At 67.9% G+C, this 16,838-nt stretch carries 20 protein-coding genes and 2 tRNA genes; 13 read left to right on the forward strand and 9 right to left on the reverse strand.

Annotated features, from left to right (window positions below; translation table 11 throughout):
- Positions 1–175: 175 nt before the first annotated feature.
- Positions 176–1,531 carry a FliI/YscN family ATPase gene (locus DQ229_RS02815; protein ID WP_114964758.1) on the reverse strand — a complete coding sequence of 452 codons (1,356 nt, stop codon included), beginning with the start codon at positions 1,529–1,531 and terminating at the stop codon, positions 176–178.
- A gap of 84 nt (positions 1,532–1,615) precedes the next feature.
- Between DQ229_RS02815 and DQ229_RS02820 the strand changes: the two genes are divergently transcribed.
- The 9 genes from DQ229_RS02820 (at position 1,616) to DQ229_RS02860 (ending at position 6,309) form a co-directional block, all read left to right on the forward strand.
- Positions 1,616–2,002: a FlgB family protein gene (locus DQ229_RS02820; protein ID WP_114964759.1), complete on the forward strand. Its 387-nt coding sequence runs from the start codon at positions 1,616–1,618 to the stop codon at positions 2,000–2,002.
- A gap of 14 nt (positions 2,003–2,016) precedes the next feature.
- Complete coding sequence (gene flgC / locus DQ229_RS02825; RefSeq protein WP_114964760.1) at positions 2,017–2,412, forward strand: flagellar basal body rod protein FlgC; 396 nt, start codon at positions 2,017–2,019, stop codon at positions 2,410–2,412.
- Between the two features lie 12 nt (positions 2,413–2,424).
- Positions 2,425–2,715 carry a flagellar hook-basal body complex protein FliE gene (gene fliE / locus DQ229_RS02830; protein WP_114964761.1) on the forward strand — a complete coding sequence of 97 codons (291 nt, stop codon included), beginning with the start codon at positions 2,425–2,427 and terminating at the stop codon, positions 2,713–2,715.
- Between the two features lie 2 nt (positions 2,716–2,717).
- The gene (locus DQ229_RS02835; protein WP_114964762.1) at positions 2,718–2,984 is read left to right on the forward strand and encodes a flagellar biosynthetic protein FliQ; all 267 of its coding nucleotides are present in this window, start codon (positions 2,718–2,720) and stop codon (positions 2,982–2,984) included.
- Positions 2,985–2,986: 2 nt separating this feature from the next.
- Positions 2,987–3,700 carry a flagellar hook-basal body complex protein gene (locus DQ229_RS02840; protein ID WP_114964763.1) on the forward strand — a complete coding sequence of 238 codons (714 nt, stop codon included), beginning with the start codon at positions 2,987–2,989 and terminating at the stop codon, positions 3,698–3,700.
- 128 nt (positions 3,701–3,828) lie between these two features.
- Positions 3,829–4,614 carry a flagellar basal-body rod protein FlgG gene (gene flgG / locus DQ229_RS02845; protein ID WP_114964764.1) on the forward strand — a complete coding sequence of 262 codons (786 nt, stop codon included), beginning with the start codon at positions 3,829–3,831 and terminating at the stop codon, positions 4,612–4,614.
- On the forward strand, positions 4,614–5,075 hold the full coding sequence (gene flgA, locus DQ229_RS02850) for a flagellar basal body P-ring formation chaperone FlgA (RefSeq protein WP_114964765.1): 462 nt from the start codon (positions 4,614–4,616) through the stop codon (positions 5,073–5,075). Before flgG ends, flgA begins: the two co-directional genes overlap by 1 nt.
- A 25-nt stretch (positions 5,076–5,100) precedes the next feature.
- Positions 5,101–5,826 carry a flagellar basal body L-ring protein FlgH gene (gene flgH, locus DQ229_RS02855; RefSeq protein WP_114964766.1) on the forward strand — a complete coding sequence of 242 codons (726 nt, stop codon included), beginning with the start codon at positions 5,101–5,103 and terminating at the stop codon, positions 5,824–5,826.
- 21 nt (positions 5,827–5,847) lie between these two features.
- Complete coding sequence (locus tag DQ229_RS02860) at positions 5,848–6,309, forward strand: flagellar basal body-associated FliL family protein (protein ID WP_238380938.1); 462 nt, start codon at positions 5,848–5,850, stop codon at positions 6,307–6,309.
- Positions 6,310–6,870: 561 nt separating this feature from the next.
- Here DQ229_RS02860 and DQ229_RS02865 read toward each other — a convergent pair.
- From DQ229_RS02865 to tsaD, 4 genes are read right to left on the reverse strand one after another with little or no spacing between them, the layout of a single operon-like run.
- Entirely contained in the window at positions 6,871–7,290 is a 420-nt protein-coding gene (locus DQ229_RS02865) for an EVE domain-containing protein (protein WP_114964768.1), read from the reverse strand.
- Positions 7,290–7,565, reverse strand: coding sequence for a YciI family protein (locus DQ229_RS02870; RefSeq protein ID WP_114964769.1), 276 nt, complete (start codon positions 7,563–7,565; stop codon positions 7,290–7,292). The genes DQ229_RS02865 and DQ229_RS02870 overlap by 1 nt, the downstream gene beginning before the upstream one ends.
- 5 nt (positions 7,566–7,570) lie before the next feature.
- Entirely contained in the window at positions 7,571–8,563 is a 993-nt protein-coding gene (locus DQ229_RS02875; protein ID WP_114964770.1) for an NAD(P)H-dependent glycerol-3-phosphate dehydrogenase, read from the reverse strand.
- The gene (tsaD, locus tag DQ229_RS02880; protein WP_114964771.1) at positions 8,560–9,657 is read right to left on the reverse strand and encodes a tRNA (adenosine(37)-N6)-threonylcarbamoyltransferase complex transferase subunit TsaD; all 1,098 of its coding nucleotides are present in this window, start codon (positions 9,655–9,657) and stop codon (positions 8,560–8,562) included. The genes DQ229_RS02875 and tsaD overlap by 4 nt, the downstream gene beginning before the upstream one ends.
- 106 nt (positions 9,658–9,763) lie before the next feature.
- Here tsaD and DQ229_RS02885 point away from each other — a divergent pair, with 106 nt between their 5' ends.
- The 4 genes from DQ229_RS02885 (at position 9,764) to DQ229_RS02900 (ending at position 13,768) form a co-directional block, all read left to right on the forward strand.
- Positions 9,764–10,519, forward strand: coding sequence for a uroporphyrinogen-III synthase (locus tag DQ229_RS02885; RefSeq protein ID WP_238380939.1), 756 nt, complete (start codon positions 9,764–9,766; stop codon positions 10,517–10,519).
- A 189-nt stretch (positions 10,520–10,708) separates the two neighbouring features.
- A complete protein-coding gene (locus tag DQ229_RS02890) occupies positions 10,709–11,956 on the forward strand; it encodes a COG4223 family protein (RefSeq protein WP_114964773.1) in 1,248 nt (415 codons plus the stop codon).
- A gap of 11 nt (positions 11,957–11,967) precedes the next feature.
- Positions 11,968–13,539, forward strand: a complete 1,572-nt coding sequence (locus tag DQ229_RS02895) for a heme biosynthesis protein HemY (RefSeq protein WP_114964774.1) — start codon at positions 11,968–11,970, stop codon at positions 13,537–13,539.
- Between the two features lie 153 nt (positions 13,540–13,692).
- A tRNA-Thr gene (locus tag DQ229_RS02900) sits at positions 13,693–13,768 on the forward strand.
- Between the two features lie 226 nt (positions 13,769–13,994).
- Here the strand turns inward: DQ229_RS02900 and DQ229_RS02905 are convergent.
- The 4 genes from DQ229_RS02905 to DQ229_RS02920 all read right to left on the reverse strand — a co-directional run bounded on the left by DQ229_RS02905 (position 13,995) and on the right by DQ229_RS02920 (position 16,787).
- Positions 13,995–14,070, reverse strand: a tRNA-Val gene (locus DQ229_RS02905).
- A gap of 85 nt (positions 14,071–14,155) precedes the next feature.
- The gene (gene kdsA, locus DQ229_RS02910; RefSeq protein ID WP_114964775.1) at positions 14,156–15,013 is read right to left on the reverse strand and encodes a 3-deoxy-8-phosphooctulonate synthase; all 858 of its coding nucleotides are present in this window, start codon (positions 15,011–15,013) and stop codon (positions 14,156–14,158) included.
- Positions 15,010–15,807, reverse strand: coding sequence for a 3-deoxy-manno-octulosonate cytidylyltransferase (locus DQ229_RS02915; RefSeq protein WP_114964879.1), 798 nt, complete (start codon positions 15,805–15,807; stop codon positions 15,010–15,012). The genes kdsA and DQ229_RS02915 overlap by 4 nt, the downstream gene beginning before the upstream one ends.
- 20 nt (positions 15,808–15,827) lie before the next feature.
- Entirely contained in the window at positions 15,828–16,787 is a 960-nt protein-coding gene (locus DQ229_RS02920; RefSeq protein ID WP_114964776.1) for a KpsF/GutQ family sugar-phosphate isomerase, read from the reverse strand.
- Between the last annotated feature and the right edge of the window lie 51 nt (positions 16,788–16,838).

The raw sequence follows: 16,838 nt of genomic DNA on the forward strand, positions 1-16,838 counted from the left end.
TTTCTGTAGATAGTGCCACAGCACAGGGCCACGCGGACCCGGGCGCCCCACCGGTCGCACAGTTTGCCTGGCATTGATCCGGCGCGCAGCCCCCACGGCCCGGCGAACTCACGGGCAGGGCAGCCTTTCCCGCAAGCGGGCAATCCCGGCAGCGAAACAGGGCCGCGCACCCTGCTCAGCCGGCGTTCGCGGACATCTGTTGCCTGGTTTCCGCCTCGTCCGGCGCCACCAGGGAGGCCGCGAGGCGCGCAAAGCTTGCGGCAATATCCTCGGGCGCTTCTTCCGCCAGGAAGGCATCGAGCGCGGGCCAACAGGCAATCGCGCGATCGACCAGCGGATCGGAGCCCGGCGCATAAAGCCCTGCCTGGATCATCATTTCGCTGCGCGCGTAGGCGCCCAGCAGGCGCCGCGCCTCGGAAATGAGGGCATTTTCCCCGGCGCTGGCAGCCTCGGGCAAGCTGCGCGAGACCGACCGAAGCAGATCAATCGCCGGAAAGCGCCCCCGCTCGGCGATTTCCCGGTCAAGCACCACATGACCGTCCAGCACCCCGCGCAGGATATCGGCGACAGGCTCATCCATGTCGGCGCCGGCCACCAGCACGCTGAACAACGCCGTGATGTCGCCCTGCCCCTCGCCCCCCGGCCCGGCGCGTTCAGCCAGCGCGGTGATCATCGGTGCGACCGAGGGCGGATAGCCGCGCAGGCTGCCTGCCTCGCCGGCGGCAAGCGCGATCTCGCGATGCGCCTCGGCAAAGCGCGTCACCGAATCGGTCAGCAGGAGCACATGCGCGCCGGTATCGCGGAAATGCTCGGCCACGGCCATCGCCGTCCAGGCCGCACGGCGGCGCATCAGCGCAGGCTGGTCGGATGTGGATGCCACGACAACCGCGCGCGCCATGCCCGCAGCCCCCAGCACCGCGCGGGTGAATTCGCGCAATTCGCGCCCGCGCTCTCCGATCAGCGCGACCACCACGACATCGGCCTCCAGCCCGCGCGCCAGGTTGCCCAGCAAGGTCGATTTGCCCACGCCCGCGCCGGCAAACAGGCCGATACGCTGGCCACGCACGATGGGCAGCAGCGTGTTGAAGGCGGCAATGCCGGTTTCCAGCCGCGCGCCAAGCGGCTTTCGCCGGGCCGCGGGCGGCGCCGCGGCACGCACCGGTCGCGTGACAGGGCCGGGCGCAAGCGGGCGGTCATCGAGCGGCTGACCAAAGGCGTCGACAATCCGGCCGATCCAACCCGCATGAGGGCTGACCCCGCAGGTGCCCAGCAACTCGACCTCGTCGCCGATGGCGACACCCTCGGCCGGGTCGTCGGGCAGCACGGTCAACCCGGCGACGGACAGGTGCAGCACCTCGCCCCCCATCGCCGCGCGACCGACACCGCGAATCGCAACCCGGTCACCCAGGCGCGCCAGCCGCGACAGCCCCGTCACCATCATGACACCGCGCCCGACCTCGGCCACACGGCCCAGGTGACGGATGCGCCGAATGCCGGAAATCTGCCTTTGAAGGCTGTCGAACATCTCCATCGCGGGTTCTCCCGTTCAGCGCCTTACCTTTTCTAAAGGAATCACCCTTAACCCTCGGTGTATGCCTTCGAGGGAGAAGCCCCGATGTTCGACACACCAGACCTGCTGAAACTGGCCCACGCCAGCGCCGCCCATGCCGCGCAGCGCCAGACTGTGATCGCCGGCAACGTCGCCAATGCCGACACGCCCGGCTACAAGGCCCGCGACACCGAGGGTTTCGCCGCATTCCTGGAACGTACCCGCACGCGGGATCGCGCCACCGGGCCGCGCGACCCTGCCGCCACCCGCTCGCAACCGCCGGGGGCGGGGGCGCAGGTATTCGAGCTGGCCGCACCCGCCGCGCCAAACGGCAATACCGTCTCGCTCGAGGCGGAAATGGTGCGCGCGGTCGAAACCCGGCACCAGCACGAGATGGCGCTCAGCATCTACCGCAGCACCAGCGGCATCCTGCGCGCCGCGCTCGGGCGCTGAGAGGGGCGGCAGCGATGGGCGATCTTGTTTCAACCCTTGCGCTTTCCTCTTCGGGGATGGAGGCCCAGGCACGCCGGTTGCGCCATGTGACCGAGAACATCGCCAATGCCGACACGCCCGGCTACCGGCGCAAGACCGCCAGCTTCGAAATGGCACTACATGATGCAGGCGCCCCGGCCGGCCAGGTCACCCCGGGGCAGGTGCGGCTGGACCCGCGGGCGCTGGCGCGGGTTTACGACCCTGGCCATCCGCTGGCCGATGACACCGGCCATTACGACGGCTCCAACGTCGATCTGGTGATCGAGATCGCAGACGCCCGCGAGGCCCAGCGCAGTTATGAGGCCAATCTCAGAATGTTCGACCAGGCGCGGCAGATGTCGCAATCGCTGCTCGAACTGCTGCGCCGATAGGGAGGGTCCAGAATGGATATCCGCACCGCCATCGCGGCCCAGAGCTATGCCACCGCAAAGCCCGCCACCGCGCCCGCCGCACCCGAAGGCAGCGCCCGCAACCCCGCCGCCCAGGCGGCCGGCAGCTTTGCCGAGACCCTGTCGCGGGGCGAGGAAACCGCCCAGGCGGCCCTTGCCGGCAAGGCCGATGCCCATGCCCTGGTGCAGGCCCTGGCCGAAACCGAGCTTGCCGTCGAAACCGCCGTGACGCTGCGCGACAAGGTTGTCGAGGCGTATCAGGAAATCCTGCGGATGCCGGTGTGACCATGAACGAGGCCATCTTTTTCGACACGCTGCGCCAGGGGCTGTGGATCGCGGTCAGGATTGCAGCGCCGATGCTGACCGTGGCGCTTATTGCGGGGGTTGCCGTGGGGCTCTTTCAGGCGCTGACCTCGGTGCAGGAAATGACGCTGACCTTTGTACCCAAGCTACTGGCCATCGTCATCGTCTTCTGGGTTTCCATGAGCATGATGACCCGCACGCTGGTCGATTTCTTCACGGGCCGCATCGTGCCCCTGATCGCGGGGTTATAGCGATGGACAGCACCGGCTATATCGCCCTTTCGCGGCAATCGGGCTTGATGCGCGAAATGCAGGCCGTCGCGCACAACATCGCCAACCACGCGACCACGGGTTTCCGCCGCGAGGGGGTGATCTTCGCCGAGTTCGTGCGCGGCACCGGCGCAGGCGACTCGCTGTCGATGGCGCATCTGCACGGGCGCCTGGTATCGCCCGTGCAGGGGGCGCTGATCATGACCGGCGGGGAATTCGACTTCGCCATCGAGGGGGACGGGTATTTTCTGGTCGCAACCCCCCAGGGCGAACGGCTGACACGCTCCGGCAGCTTCATCCCCAATGAAGCGGGCGAACTGGTCTCGGCCGATGGTGCCTTGCTGCTTGATGCGGGGGCCGCGCCACTGATCGTGCCGCCGGGAGCCACCGATATCCACCTTTCCGCCGATGGAACGCTTTCGGCAGGCGGGATGCCACTGGGGCAGATCGGCTTGGTGACACCGCCAGACCCGGGCGGCCTTCACCGCGAGCGCGGCACGCTCTTTCGCGCCGATGACGGGGTGGAAGCGGTCGAGGGCGCGCGCCTCCTTCAGGGGCATCTGGAAGAGTCGAACGTGGACCCGGTGCGCGAGGTTGCCCGCATGATCGAGGTCCAGCGCGCCTATGAGCTGGGCCAACAGTTTCTCGACCGCGAGGATGAGCGCATCCGCGGGGTCATCCAGACGCTCGGCCGCTGACGATGGTGGACGGGCATCTGCACATACCCGAGAAAAGGCCACCGAAATACGCGTGCCGTGCCGCCCGACCGGGGCGCGACGCGAAATGAACACGGCAGACCACCACATATCCGAGAAAGGGGCTGAACATGCGCGCCTTGCAGATCGCCGCAACCGGGATGCTCGCACAGCAGACACGGGTCGATGTGATTTCCAACAACCTCGCCAACATGAACACCACCGGCTTCAACGCCCGCCGTGCCGAATTCGCGGATCTGCATTACCAGCAGCACACCCGTGCGGGCACGATCAACGCCGCCGATGGCACCCTGGTGCCTGTGGGGGTGCAGCTGGGCCTCGGGGTGCGGCCGGCGGCGGTATCGGTCATGCTCGCACAGGGCGCGCCGGTCCAGACGAATGGCGATCTCGACATCGCGATCGAGGGGCGCGGCTATCTCGAGGTGGCGCACCCTTCAGGAATGCCCGCCTATACACGTGACGGCGGTCTGCACCGCTCGGCTGACGGACTGGTTGTCACCGCCGACGGGTTCGAACTGGTGCCCGGCATCGTCATCCCCGACGACGCGCGCAGCCTGTCGATCAACGCCGCCGGCGAGGTTTACGCCTATTTCGGCGACCGGCCGGAGCCGGAAATCCTGGGCCAGATCACGCTGGCCGCCTTCACCAACGAAAAGGGGCTTGAGGCAATCGGCTCCAACCTTTTCGCCGAAACCGGCGCCTCCGGCCCGGCAATGATCGGCGCCCCCGGCGAAAACGGCCTGGGCACCCTGCGCCAGGGTTATCTCGAGGAAAGCTCGGTCGATGCCATCCGCGAAGTGAGCGAGTTGATCAAAGCCCAGCGCGGCTATGAGCTCAATGCCAAAGTCATCACCGCCGCCGATCAGATGCTTGGCGCGACGGCGCAGGTGCGCTGATGGCTGCGCGGCAAGCACCCCGCCTGCCCTGCGCTGCGCTCGCCGCCGTGCTGCTGGGCGCCGCGCCGGCCCTGGCCGAAACCCTCGTCGTCACCCGGACGGTTCGTGCCGGCGAGGTGCTCGCGCCGCAGGATCTCGCCATCATCCCCGAAACCACCCCCGGAAGCTTCAACAACCCCGCAGGCGTCATCGGCATGGAGGCCCGCGTCGCGCTCTATGCCGGTCGGCCGTTGCGACAGGGCGATGTCGGGCCGCCGGCGCTGGTCGAACGCAACCAGATCGTCACCCTGGTCTACCGGCAGGGCGGTCTGCGGATCACCACCGATGCCCGCGCGCTGGGGCGCGCCGGCGCGGGCGAGGCGGTTCGGGCCATGAACCTTGCGTCACGCAGCACGATCTCGGCCGTGGTCGGACAGGATGGCACGCTGCATGTCTCCGGCAGCGCCACGCCAGATCACTGAAACACATCCAATCCGGAGGCTGCTCATGCACCGTTTCGCAATACTTGTCCTGTGTCTTTTCACCCTGGGCTGCGAACGGCTGGACCGTATCGGCCAGGCGCCCGGGTTCAACCCGGTCGAGGCAACCGCCCAGCACCACGCCATGCACAGCATCCCCCTGCCTGAACGCGCCGGGGACCGGCGCCCGACCGACACGGCCTCGATCTGGTCGGCGGGGCAGAAATCACTCCTGGGCGATCGGCGCGCCAGCCGCCGCGGCGACATCCTGACCGTGGTGATCGAGATCGACGACCGCGCCGAGATGTCGAACAACTCGGCGCGCGCGCGCACCGGGTCGGAGAGCATGTCGGTCTCGTCGCTGTTCGGTCTGCCACAAAGGGTCGATCGCCACCTGCCCGACGGCGCAAGCATGGGCGATGCGGTCGCCACGAGCGGCGCGGGCAGCTTCAGCGGCGATGGCGCAATCCGGCGCAATGAGCGGCTGACGCTCAGGGTCGCAACCACCATTGTCGAACAGCTCCCCAACGGTGTTCTCCGTATCGAAGGCACGCAGGAAGTGCGCGTCAATCAAGAATTGCGCGAACTCGTCGTGACAGGCTATGTCCGCCCCGAAGACATCAGCCGACGCAACGAGATCACCTATGACAAGATCGCCGGCGCGCGGATCGCCTATGGCGGACGCGGGCTGATCTCTGATGTGCAGCGACCGCGCTGGGGGCAGGATATGGCCGATATCGTGCTGCCTTTCTGAAGGGACGCGCGAATGCACCGGATGCTTCCCATTCTTCTTGCGCTGCTCGGGCTTGCCGGGGGCATCGGTGCCGGTCTGGTGCTTTCGCCGGGCCCCGCGCCCGCGCCCGGCACGGCGGACGCCCCGCCTACGGCCCCTGCCCCGGGCACAGCCGCCGAAGGACGCGATTACGTGCGGCTGAACAACCAGTTCATCGTTCCGGTGCTCACGGATGGCAAGATCAGCGCGATGGTGATCCTCGCGGTTGGCATCGAAACCGCCGCAGGTGAAACCGCCCTTGTCCGAAATCACGAGCCCCGGCTGCGCGACATCTTTCTGCAAACACTTTTCGAACATTCCAATGCCGGGGGGTTCAGCGGGCATTTCACCGCATCGGCCCCGATGCACAGGCTGCGCAGTGCCCTGCGCGAGGCCGCGCAGAGTGTGCTCGGCCCCGCGGCGACCGATGTCCTTATCATCGACCTGATGCGCCAGGACAACTGAGCGACGCCGCTCCAGCCCCCAGGGGCAGGTCGCGCGATCACGCCGGATGCACAGCCCGGCCCGCCACCGTATCGCGACCCTCCCGCTGCAGCCTTTCGGCCTTTCGCTGAAACAGTCGAAACCCTGTGAATCCATGACCTTGCGCGACTGCGACCCGCAAAGGTCCATCAACTTTCTCTGAAGTTGCCGTAAAATACAAAACGCTTTGCCTTTGCGCCCCCTCGCGCAATCTGGCAATCTTCCTCAACGGGCCAGGACGGCCGGAACCAATTTCCAAGACGTGCATGTGCTGTGTGAAGGGCATGTGGGGGGCTGGAGGGTTTCGGGCAACCGGGCCCTCCGGCAACCTTCGCAAGCGCCACGCCATGGGCGGCTCAAGGCCGGCGGCAGTGGCGCGCAGCTTCGCCCACCAGCGGCTTGGCCCCCAGCCAATGCTGGCTTCCCGTCACGCACCCACCCCTTTCTTCTTGGGGCAAATATCCTCGCCGAAGGCAACCGGAACAGGTGCCGCAGGCACCAGCATCCGCATATGCGCGCAACACCCGCACGCAGCGCCCGTATTCAGGGCGCGCAGGCGGCCAGTTCGCAGATGATGCGCCATTCCTCTTCGCGCACCGGCTGCACGGAAAGGCGCGAGTTGCGCACCAGCACCATCTCGGCCAGGCGCGGGTCGGCCTTGATCTCCTGCAGGCTCACCTGGCGGGGCAGCGGCTGTCGCGCCCGGATATCCACGCATTCCCAGCGTGGGTCATCGCTGGTGCTGTCGGGATGCGCCAGCGCGCAGACCTCGGCGATGCCGACAATCGCGGTGTCGCTGCGGGAGTGATAGAAGAAAACCTTATCACCCAGTTTCATCTGCCGCATGTTGTTGCGCGCCTGATAGTTGCGCACACCGTCCCATTCCTCGCCCGCATCGCCCTTTGCAACCAGGTCACCCCACGAGAACACATCGGGTTCGGATTTCATGAGCCAGAAAGCCATCAGCCAAGCACCTTTTTCCACGCGGCGATACTGACCGTTTCGAAAAGCCCGGCCTGTGCGTAAGGGTCCTGGGCGGCCCAGGCCTCGGCCGCGGCGCGGCCGGCCACGTCGAGGATCACCAAAGAGCCGGTCATCCCGCCGGCCTCGTCCAGAAAAGGGCCGGCCATGTGAACCGCACCGCTGGCTTCGGCATAGGCCAGATGCGCGGCGCGGTTCTCCTGTCGCAGGTTGGCATGGCCCGGCTTGTCGTGGCAGATCAGGGCGAACAGAGGCATTGTTCCTACTCCTCCTTCAGGGGGCGGGCCAGAAGGGCCTCGACGGCCTGCGCGATGCTCAGGCGGTCTTCCAGAATCGCGGCGATCATGGCGCAGATGGGCAGTTCGACCGCGTGCCGCTCGGCCAGCCGCAGCACCGCCCGCGCCGTGGCCGCACCTTCGACGGTGGTGCCTTCGGGCAACTGCTCGCCTGCGGCCAGCGCCTTGCCGAAGCGGAAGTTGCGCGATTTTTCCGATGTGCAGGTCAGCACCAGATCGCCAATACCCGAAAGACCCGCCAAGGTCTCTGACCGCGCGCCCAGCGCCTCGGCCAGGCGCAGCATCTCGGCATAGCCGCGGGTGGTCAGCGCCGCGCGGGCACTGTCGCCCAGCCCTGCGCCGATGACGATGCCCGCGGCGATGGCAATGACATTCTTGAGCGCGCCGCCCAGTTCGGCGCCCGCCACATCGGTGCTGCGATATAGCCGCAGCGCCGGGGTCGAAAGCCGCGCCTGCAACTGCCCGGCGGTGGCTTCGTCGGCGCAGGCCAATGTCAGGGCGGTAGGTAGCCCGCGCGCGATATCAGCCGCGAAGCTGGGCCCCGTCAGGATCGCGGCGCGGCTGCCGGGCAGAACGGCGGCAATGGTGCCCACCGGCCCCAGCCCGGTTTCCAGGTCGATCCCCTTGGAGCAGGCCACCAGCGCCCCGACCCTGCCCAGCACCCTGACATGGGCGCGCAGGAACCCCGAAAGCCGCTGCATCGGCACAGCCAGCAGAACGGCCTCCGCCCCGACCATAAGCGCCGGGTCGCTTTCCAGTTCGACCACATCAGGCAGGGTCACGCCGGGCAGGCGGCGGGTGTTTTCGCGCAGGCGCCGCATCTCGGCCACATGATCGGCATCGCGCGCCCAAAGCGTCACCCGCGCGCCACCATGCGCCAGCACAACCGCCAGCGCCGTGCCGAAGGCCCCGGCCCCGGCCACCGCCACGCGCAACCCGCCCTGCGAGGTGCTGCTCATGCCTTTGCCCCTTTCCTGCCGCCGCCATAGCTGGCCGGGTTCGCCGTATCGAGCGGCCAGCGGGGCCGTGCGGCCAATGCCATGCCGTCGCGCGCGCCCAGACGAAAGCGTTCAAGACCCGCCCAGGCGATCATTGCGGCATTGTCGGTGCAAAGAGCAAGCGGCGGCGCGACAAAGGGCAAGCCTGCCTCATTCGCCACAGCCTCGAGCCGGGCGCGGATGGCGCGGTTTGCCGCGACCCCGCCGGCCACGGCAAAGCCCGTGCCCGCCAGCCCTTCGGCGCGAAAGACTGCAATCGCGCGGCGCGATTTTTCGGCCAGCACATCCACCACCGCCGCCTGGAAGCAGGCGCACAGATCGGCCCGGTCGGCCTGCGTCAGCCCCCCCTTTTCGGCTACCAGCGCATCGCGCGCGCGCAACAGCGCTGTCTTGAGCCCCGAAAAGGAGAGGTCACAGCCGGGGCGGTCCAGCAGCGGGCGCGGAAAGCGAAAGCGCGCCGGATCGCCGGCCTGCGCCTCGACCTCGACCGAGGGGCCGCCGGGCTGCGGCAGGCCCAGCAGCTTGGCGGTCTTGTCGAAGGCCTCGCCCGGAGCATCGTCGATGGTGGTGCCCAGGCGGGTGAAATCCTCGGCCCCGCGTACGATGACGAACTGGCAATGCCCGCCCGAGACCAGCAGCATGAGGTAGGGAAATTCCAGCCCGTCGGTCAGGCGTGGTGTCAGCGCGTGCCCGGCCAGGTGGTTGACCCCGACCAACGGCAACCCCGCCCCGGCGGCCAGCCCCTTGGCGCACATCACCCCCGCCAGCACGCCCCCGATCAGCCCCGGCCCGGCGGTCACGGCAATGGCATCCATGTCGCGCAGCCCCAGCCCGGCGCCTTCCAGCGCGGCCTCGACACACAGGTCGAGCTTTTCGGCATGGGCGCGGGCGGCGATCTCGGGAACCACCCCACCGAAGGCCGCGTGCAGATCGGTTTGCGCCGCGACGATATTTGACAGGATCTCGGGTGCCGCGCCCGTGCAATGGCGCACCACGGCCGCAGCGGTGTCGTCGCAGCTGCTTTCCAGTCCGAGTATGGTGAGGCACCGGCCCATGCGCGCGCAATTCGCCTTTTGTTGCGTCACAGTTGCAAGCGGGGTAGCACCCGGAACACGGCCAGACAATATGGAGCGCGCCGCGGCGCGAAAGCCCTTGCCCGAAATGTCACCCGCCCTGTTGCTGACCCGACCGCGCACGCAGGCCGGGCGTTTCGCCCGCGCATTGGCTGAAAGGATGGGCGCACAGGCGCCCGAGGCGGTGATCGCACCGCTTCTGGAAATTGTGCCGCGCCCCCTGCCCGATCCGGAAGAAGCCGCCCGCGCGGCAGGGCTGATCTTCACTTCGGAGAATGGCGTGGCGGGCTTCGCCGCCCAGGCGGCACGGCGCGATTGGCCAGTCTGGTGCGTGGGCACGCGCACGGCTGCCGCGGCACGCGCGGCGGGCTTTGCGCCGGTGCGCTCGGCGCACCGGCAGGGGGGCAACGCCGAGGCCCTGCTGCGCCTGCTGTGCGAGACCCGCCCCGAAACGCCGCTTCTTCACCTGCGCGGCGCCCATGCCCGTGGCGATCTGGCCGAAAGGCTGACTGCCGCCGGTCTGCCCTGCACGGCGCAGGTGGTCTACGACCAGCAGCCCTGCCCGCTCAGCCCCGAGGCCCGCGCCCTGCTGAGCCGACACGGCGATGTGATCGTGCCCCTTTTCTCGCCCCGGTCGGCGCGGCTGCTGGTGGCATCCTTGCCTTCTGCCACGCGCGCCCAGCTCTGGCCCGTTGCCATAAGCGCGGCGGCTGCCGAGGCCTGGCAGGCGGCACGGGCCGACCCTGTCTGCCTTGCCGCGCGGCCCGATGCAAAAGCCATGCTCGGGGCAGTGCAGCGGATTGCCGCGCGGCTGCGCCTTGAGAGAGCACAGCGCAAGGACTAAGGTCATAAGGTAGGGGCGCGCGCCATTGGCGCCAGAATGCGAATCGGAAGGAAGGTTTTCTTGGCACGATCCGGAAAGACGACCCCCAAATCCCCGACGGGGCGCAGGAGCAAAGCGAAGGCGTCCCCATCGCCAGACGAAAAGGAACAGGCCCAGCCCGAAGCGGCCGCGCCCGAAACCTCTGAAACATTGCAAGAACCCGGGGGCGCGCAGTCATCGCCCGCCCCGACCGATCCGCAGGCACCGGAAACCGGCGTGCCTGGCGTGCCGCCGGGGATCGACCCTGCCATCCGGCCCGATGCGGTGGTGCCCGCCTCCCGGCCCGACGATGCAGATGAGGCCGCTGCCACAGAACCGTCGCAAGAGCCCGCGCAAGGGTCATCGCAGGAGCCCGCGCCGGAGACGGCTGCTCCGCCAGCCCCGCCTGCGCCCCCGCGCCGCACCTTCGCGCCGCTGATCCTTGGCGGGGCGCTGGCCGCCGCGCTGGGTTTCGGCCTGGCCGTTTACATGGATCGAACGGGCCTTTGGCCTTTCGGCGCAAGCGGCGAGATGGCCGCCGTGGAGGAGGCTCTTGGCAACCAGCAGGAACGGCTTGACGCCACCGAAAGCGCGCTTGCGGCGCTGCGTGACGAACTCACCACCCGCCTGGACGAGTCCACAACCACTGCCACCGGCCATGCCGATGCAGTCGCGGCAGCCACCGCCGAGACCCTGCGCGCGGAGTTGGCACAGTTCGAGACGCGGCTGGCCACGCTGGAAGCCCGCCCGCCCGTGCCCGATGACTTGGGTGCCGACATCCCCGAAGAATTCCTGCAGCAGCTTACGACCCTGCGAGGCGAGCTTGCCGAACTGCGCGACATCGCCGAGGCGGCGCAGGATCAGGCGCGCGCCGCGCAGACCGCGATTGAGGCCCGCGCTGAGGAGGAAGCCGCCAGGCAGGCCGCCGCCGCCCTGCGCGAGGCGCTGCGCCAGATCGAAACGGCGCTGGCCGATGGCGCGCCCTATCGCACCCCGCTCAACCGGCTCGCCGAGGCAGGGTTTGCCGCACCGCAGGCGCTGGATGCGCGCGCAAACGACGGCGTGCCCACGCTGGCCGCCCTGCAAGCCGGCTTTCCGCCTGCGGCCCGCGCGGCTCTGGATGCAACGCGGCGCGACCTCGACGAAGACCTTGGCCTTGGCGCGCGGATACTGACCTTCTTGCAGGTGCAGACCGGGGCGCGCTCGCTCGCCCCGCGCGAGGGGGCGGACCCGGATGCAGTGCTTTCACGCGCCGAGGCCGCGCTGCGCGAAGGAGCGCTGCAAACCGCCCTTGACGAACTGGGCGCGCTGCCCGACAGCGCTCGCCCGTACCTGACCGACTGGGAGGAGCAGGCTCGCACAAGGGTGCGGGCAATTGAGGCATTCACCGCGCTTGCTGCGCAAATTGACACGCTCTGAGGGGGCAGCATATGCTCTGGTCGCTGCTGAAGATCATCCTTTTCATCGCTGCGGTGGCGGCGCTGGCGCTGGGGGCCGAGAGGCTGCTCGACAGCGGCGACGGGCTGCGCATCGCCGTGGCAGGGTTAGAGTTCACCCTTGGGCCCTTGCAGACACTTGTCGCGGTGTTCCTGCTGCTGCTGACGCTCTGGCTGATCCTCAAGCTCGCGGGGCTGACGGTGGCCGTGCTGCGCTTTCTCAATGGCGATGAGACGGCCATATCGCGATTTTTCGCGCGCAACCGCGAAAGACGCGGGTTTCAGGCGCTCGTCGACGGGATGATGGCGCTGGCCTCGGGCGAACCAACACAGGCCATGACCAAGGTCGCCAAGGCCGAGAAACTTCTGGGCCGACCCGAGTTGACCAATCTGATCAGCGCCCAGGCCGCCGAAATGCAGGGCGACACCCGCCGCGCCATCAGCTATTACAAGAAACTGCTCGACGACAAATCGACAAAGTTTGTCGGCGTGCGCGGGCTGTTGCGCCAGAAACTGGCCGAGGGCGATACCGACAAGGCGCTGAAACTGGCGCAGAAGGCCTTCACGCTCAAGCCCGGCCATGACGAAACTCAGCAGGTGCTGCTCGACCTTCAGGCGCAAAAGCGTGACTGGACGGGCGCACGCGAAACCCTGCTTGCGCGCAAGCACAGCGGGGCGCTGCCCAAGGATATCTACCGCCGTCGTGACGCGGTGCTGGCGCTGCAGGCCGCTGATGATTTCCGCAACGAAGGCAAACCGCGCCATGCCGGCGACGCCGCGATCGAGGCCAACCGCCTATCGCCCGACCTGGTGCCTGCTGCCATTGCCGCCGCCCGCACCTGGATCGAACGCGAGACCCCGCGCAAGGCCGCAAAGATCCTCAAGAACGCCTGGGCCGCCGCGCCCCACCCGGAGCTTGCCGCGGCCTTTGCCGAAATTGCCCCCGACGAGCCCCCTGCCGAACGCCTCAAGCGTTTCCGCCCGCTGCTGACCGCCCTGCCCGACCATCCAGAAACCCGGATGCTGCAGGCCGAACTGCTGATTGCGGCCGAGGATTTCCCCGCTGCCCGCCGCGCCATGGGCACCCTGACCGAAAGCCACCCGGTGGCGCGGGTTTTCACCATCATGGCGGCGATCGAGCGCGGCGAAGGATCAGAAGACGCGGTGGTGCGCGGCTGGCTGACGCGGGCACTGACCGCCCCGCGCGGGCCGCGCTGGGTATGCGAGAAATGCCACAGCATCCATGGCCGCTGGAGCGCGATCTGCAGCAATTGCGAGGGCTTCGATACGCTCAGCTGGCGCGAACCGCCCGAAGATACCGGCCCATCGCCCACCCAGACAGAGATGCTGCCGCTCATCGTGGGCCAGCCCGCACCCCCACCCGCAGCCGATGACACTGACGCCGCCGATACCGGCGAGACAGAAGTGGAGGAAGACGCCCCAGGCAAGGCAGAGCCGGAAACCCACGACAAGGCCGCCGCCACGCCCGACCCGGATTACGCGCGAGATGCCGAATTCATCGACGATGCGGACCGGCCCACCAAAGCCCGAAAAGCACAAGATTAGGGCTACACACCCGCAAAGGCCGGTGTTAAACAGCCGCTCGGTGCCATCAGGGCGCATCGATACCGGGCATTGCCGCAAAGCCGTTGACGCCACGGAGCGATGCGCTAAAAGCGCCCGATCCAGCCCCCGGGCAGGGTCATCATCGATAAGTATGCCGGTGTAGCTCAGCTGGTAGAGCACGTCATTCGTAATGATGGGGTCGGGGGTTCGAGTCCCTTCACCGGCACCAGAATCAGCAAGCCCCGGGGCGCGATGGCCGCTCCGGGGCTTCGCATTTTTCACGCCCTTGCAATACCCTGCCGGAAACAGTCATTTGGGCGCAGGAGATATGCTCGCCCCCTTCGCGGCTGGCGTGAATTCGTCCAGCGGCCACAGGCCAATGCGGAATAAGGCTAACCGACGGCGCTGTCGAAGGGCGAAAAGCATCCGTCCTGTTTGGCTTCTTCGCTGTATCATGGTGGGTGATGACGGATTCGAACCGCCGACATTCTCGGTGTAAACGAGACGCTCTACCAACTGAGCTAATCACCCGAACCGCGCGCTTCTTACGCCGGACAAGGCCGGGTTGGCAAGCGCTTCGCGACAGCTTTCAGCCCCCGGCAGCTTTATGTACGGCTCAGCCTTTCGGCGCGCCCCCGGCACGGCCATCGAAGCGGCGCGCGAGGTCGTCAAACGCACGCAGTTCGGCCACAAGGCGGGCCAACTCGTCGACCGGGATCATGTTCGGCCCGTCGCTCGGCGCGCGATCCGGGTCTTCGTGGGTTTCGATGAAGAGCCCCGCCACCCCGACGGCACAGGCCGCGCGCGCCAGCACCGGAGCGAATTCGCGCTGGCCGCCGCTTGCGCCGCCGAGGCCGCCGGGCTGCTGCACCGAATGGGTCGCGTCAAAGATCACCGGCCAGCCGGTGGCGGCCATTACCGGCAAGGCGCGAAAATCGCTGACCAGCGTGTTGTAGCCAAAGGATGTGCCGCGCTCGCATAGCATGATGCGCTCGTTGCCGGTGCTGGCGATCTTGTCGGCCACATTGCCCATGTCCCAGGGCGCCAGAAACTGCCCCTTCTTGACATTGATCGCACGCCCCGTCGCCCCGGCGGCAAGCAGCAGATCGGTCTGCCGGCACAGGAATGCCGGGATCTGCAATACATCCACGGCTTCGGCCACCTCGGCGCATTGGCCGGGCTCATGCACATCGGTCAGAACGGGGCAGCCGAATTCCTCGCGGATGCGCGCCAGGATCTCCAGCCCCTTGGCCATGCCCAGCCCGCGCGGCGTGCCGATAGACGAGCGGTTGGCCTTGTCATAGCTGGCCTTGAAGATGAACTGCGTGTGGCTCGGCGCGCAGGCCTCGGCAATGCGTTCGGCCATCATCCGCGCATGATCGAGCGATTCAAGCTGGCACGGGCCGGTGATCAGCGCAAAAGGCGCATCGCCGCCAAGTGTCACATCGCCGATGGTGAGGGTCTTGGGGATCATTGCGCGGCCTCCAGAACCTTTTCGATACGGGCGACATCCTCGGGGTTATTGAGTTCCCAGAACACCCGCCCGCGCGCCTCGACAGTCACACAGCGCACCGGCGCACCGTTTTCGAGAAAACGCAGCTGCTCAAGCCCCTCAAGCTGCTCCAGCCGCCCCGGCGCCCAGCCACCATAGGCCGCCAGCGCCGTCGGGCGATAGGCATAGACGCCGACATGGTGAAACACCGGCACCTCGCCGTCGCCCGCGCGCACCGAGGCATCGGTGTAAGGCAGCACCTCCTTGGAAAAATAGAGTGCGTTGCCTGCGCGGTCGAACACGGCGGTGGTGCCCCCCACCCGGCCCGCGCGGCGGTCTTCGAGAAAATGCGCATGGGTTTCGCGGTCGCAGCGCAGCACCGGGGTTGTCACCTGAACGGCGGGATCGCGCGCCATCGTGTCGATCAGCGCCTCAATGAACCAGGGCGGGGTGAGCGGCGCATCGCCCTGCAGGTTGACCACCACATCCGCCGACAGACCGGCCCGCGCCAGGGCATCGGCGCAGCGTTCGGTGCCGTTGGCACAGGCGTCCGAGGTCATGATCACCTGCGCGCCGAAATCCTGCGCGGCCCGTGCGATGCGTTCGTCGTCGGTGGCCACATGCACCCCGTCCACGCCGCGCACGGCTTGCGCGGCCTCCCAGGTCAGCTGGATCAGGGGCTTGCGGGTGCCGTTGGGCAAGCGCAACTCGGCCAGCGGCTTGCCCGGATAGCGCGTCGAGCCATAGCGCGCAGGGATCAGGATGATCGTCTTCACGGCTGCGCCCCTTTCGACCGTCACGCCACGCCCGCGCGCAGGCAATCATGGATGTGCAGAATGCCCAGCGGCGCCCCCTCGTCCGAGACCACGAACAGCGCGCCGATCTTGCGGCGGTTCATGATCGCCACCGCCTCGGCCGCCAGGGTGCCCGGCCCCACCGTCTGCGGGTTTGGCGTCGCCACATCGGTGGCGCTGCACCCCATCAGCCGCGCCATGTTGCGCCGCAAGTCGCCGTCTGAAATGGCGCCCACAAGCCGCCCGCCGCGCGTAACGCCGGCGATCCCGAAGCCCTTGGATGTCATCTCGATCAGCACATCGGGCATGGGCGTATCACCCTGCACCAGCGGCACCTGATCGCCCACATGCATCAACTGCCCGACCTTCACAAGCTGCGCCCCCAGCCGCCCGCCCGGATGATTGGTGCGGAATTGCTCGGCCTGGAAATCGCGCTGCTCCATCAGCGCCACCGCCAGCGCATCGCCCAGCGCCAGCGTCAGCGTGGTCGAGGTGGTGGGGGCCATGCCGATGGCACAGGCCTCGGGCACCTGCGGCAGCAGAAGGCGCAGATCGGCCGCCTCCATCAACGCGCTGCCGGCGCGGCTGGATATCGCGATCAGCGGGATCGAAAAACGCCGCGTATGGGCCACGATGTCGCGCAGCTCGGGCGTCTCGCCCGAATTCGAGATCAGCAGGCAGATATCGGCGGGCGTTATCATGCCCAGATCGCCATGGCTGGCCTCGGTCGCGTGGACGAAATGCGCGGGCGTGCCGGTGCTGGCCAGGGTCGCCGCGATCTTGTGCCCGACATGGCCCGATTTCCCGATGCCAGAGACGATCACACGCCCGCCGATTTCCAGGATCGCCTGCACGGCGGCGGGAAAATCGGCAGGCATCTGCTGCGCAAGCGTCATCAGCGCGGCACCTTCGGCCTCGAGCACACGGCGGCCGCTTGCGGTGATCTGGTCCGGCAGGTTCATCGCTTTCGCCTCTTTTCGCCCTCGGCGATGGGGTAGCGCAAGCGCGGGCCA

Source organism: Alkalilacustris brevis (genome assembly GCF_003350345.1).
GTDB lineage: Bacteria > Pseudomonadota > Alphaproteobacteria > Rhodobacterales > Rhodobacteraceae > Alkalilacustris > Alkalilacustris brevis.

Excerpts from the sequence above, each read along its gene's own strand:
- DQ229_RS02815 (WP_114964758.1), bottom strand. The coding sequence starts at position 1,531 with ATGGAGATGTTCGACAGCCTTCAAAGGCAGATTTCCGGCATTCGGCGC.
- DQ229_RS02820 (WP_114964759.1), top strand. The coding sequence starts at position 1,616 with ATGTTCGACACACCAGACCTGCTGAAACTGGCCCACGCCAGCGCCGCC.
- flgC (WP_114964760.1), top strand. The coding sequence starts at position 2,017 with ATGGGCGATCTTGTTTCAACCCTTGCGCTTTCCTCTTCGGGGATGGAG.
- fliE (WP_114964761.1), top strand. The coding sequence starts at position 2,425 with ATGGATATCCGCACCGCCATCGCGGCCCAGAGCTATGCCACCGCAAAG.
- DQ229_RS02835 (WP_114964762.1), top strand. The coding sequence starts at position 2,718 with ATGAACGAGGCCATCTTTTTCGACACGCTGCGCCAGGGGCTGTGGATC.
- DQ229_RS02840 (WP_114964763.1), top strand. The coding sequence starts at position 2,987 with ATGGACAGCACCGGCTATATCGCCCTTTCGCGGCAATCGGGCTTGATG.
- flgG (WP_114964764.1), top strand. The coding sequence starts at position 3,829 with ATGCGCGCCTTGCAGATCGCCGCAACCGGGATGCTCGCACAGCAGACA.
- flgA (WP_114964765.1), top strand. The coding sequence starts at position 4,614 with ATGGCTGCGCGGCAAGCACCCCGCCTGCCCTGCGCTGCGCTCGCCGCC.
- flgH (WP_114964766.1), top strand. The coding sequence starts at position 5,101 with ATGCACCGTTTCGCAATACTTGTCCTGTGTCTTTTCACCCTGGGCTGC.
- DQ229_RS02860 (WP_238380938.1), top strand. The coding sequence starts at position 5,848 with ATGCTTCCCATTCTTCTTGCGCTGCTCGGGCTTGCCGGGGGCATCGGT.
- DQ229_RS02865 (WP_114964768.1), bottom strand. The coding sequence starts at position 7,290 with ATGGCTTTCTGGCTCATGAAATCCGAACCCGATGTGTTCTCGTGGGGT.
- DQ229_RS02870 (WP_114964769.1), bottom strand. The coding sequence starts at position 7,565 with ATGCCTCTGTTCGCCCTGATCTGCCACGACAAGCCGGGCCATGCCAAC.
- DQ229_RS02875 (WP_114964770.1), bottom strand. The coding sequence starts at position 8,563 with ATGAGCAGCACCTCGCAGGGCGGGTTGCGCGTGGCGGTGGCCGGGGCC.
- tsaD (WP_114964771.1), bottom strand. The coding sequence starts at position 9,657 with ATGGGCCGGTGCCTCACCATACTCGGACTGGAAAGCAGCTGCGACGAC.
- DQ229_RS02885 (WP_238380939.1), top strand. The coding sequence starts at position 9,764 with ATGTCACCCGCCCTGTTGCTGACCCGACCGCGCACGCAGGCCGGGCGT.
- DQ229_RS02895 (WP_114964774.1), top strand. The coding sequence starts at position 11,968 with ATGCTCTGGTCGCTGCTGAAGATCATCCTTTTCATCGCTGCGGTGGCG.
- kdsA (WP_114964775.1), bottom strand. The coding sequence starts at position 15,013 with ATGATCCCCAAGACCCTCACCATCGGCGATGTGACACTTGGCGGCGAT.
- DQ229_RS02920 (WP_114964776.1), bottom strand. The coding sequence starts at position 16,787 with ATGAACCTGCCGGACCAGATCACCGCAAGCGGCCGCCGTGTGCTCGAG.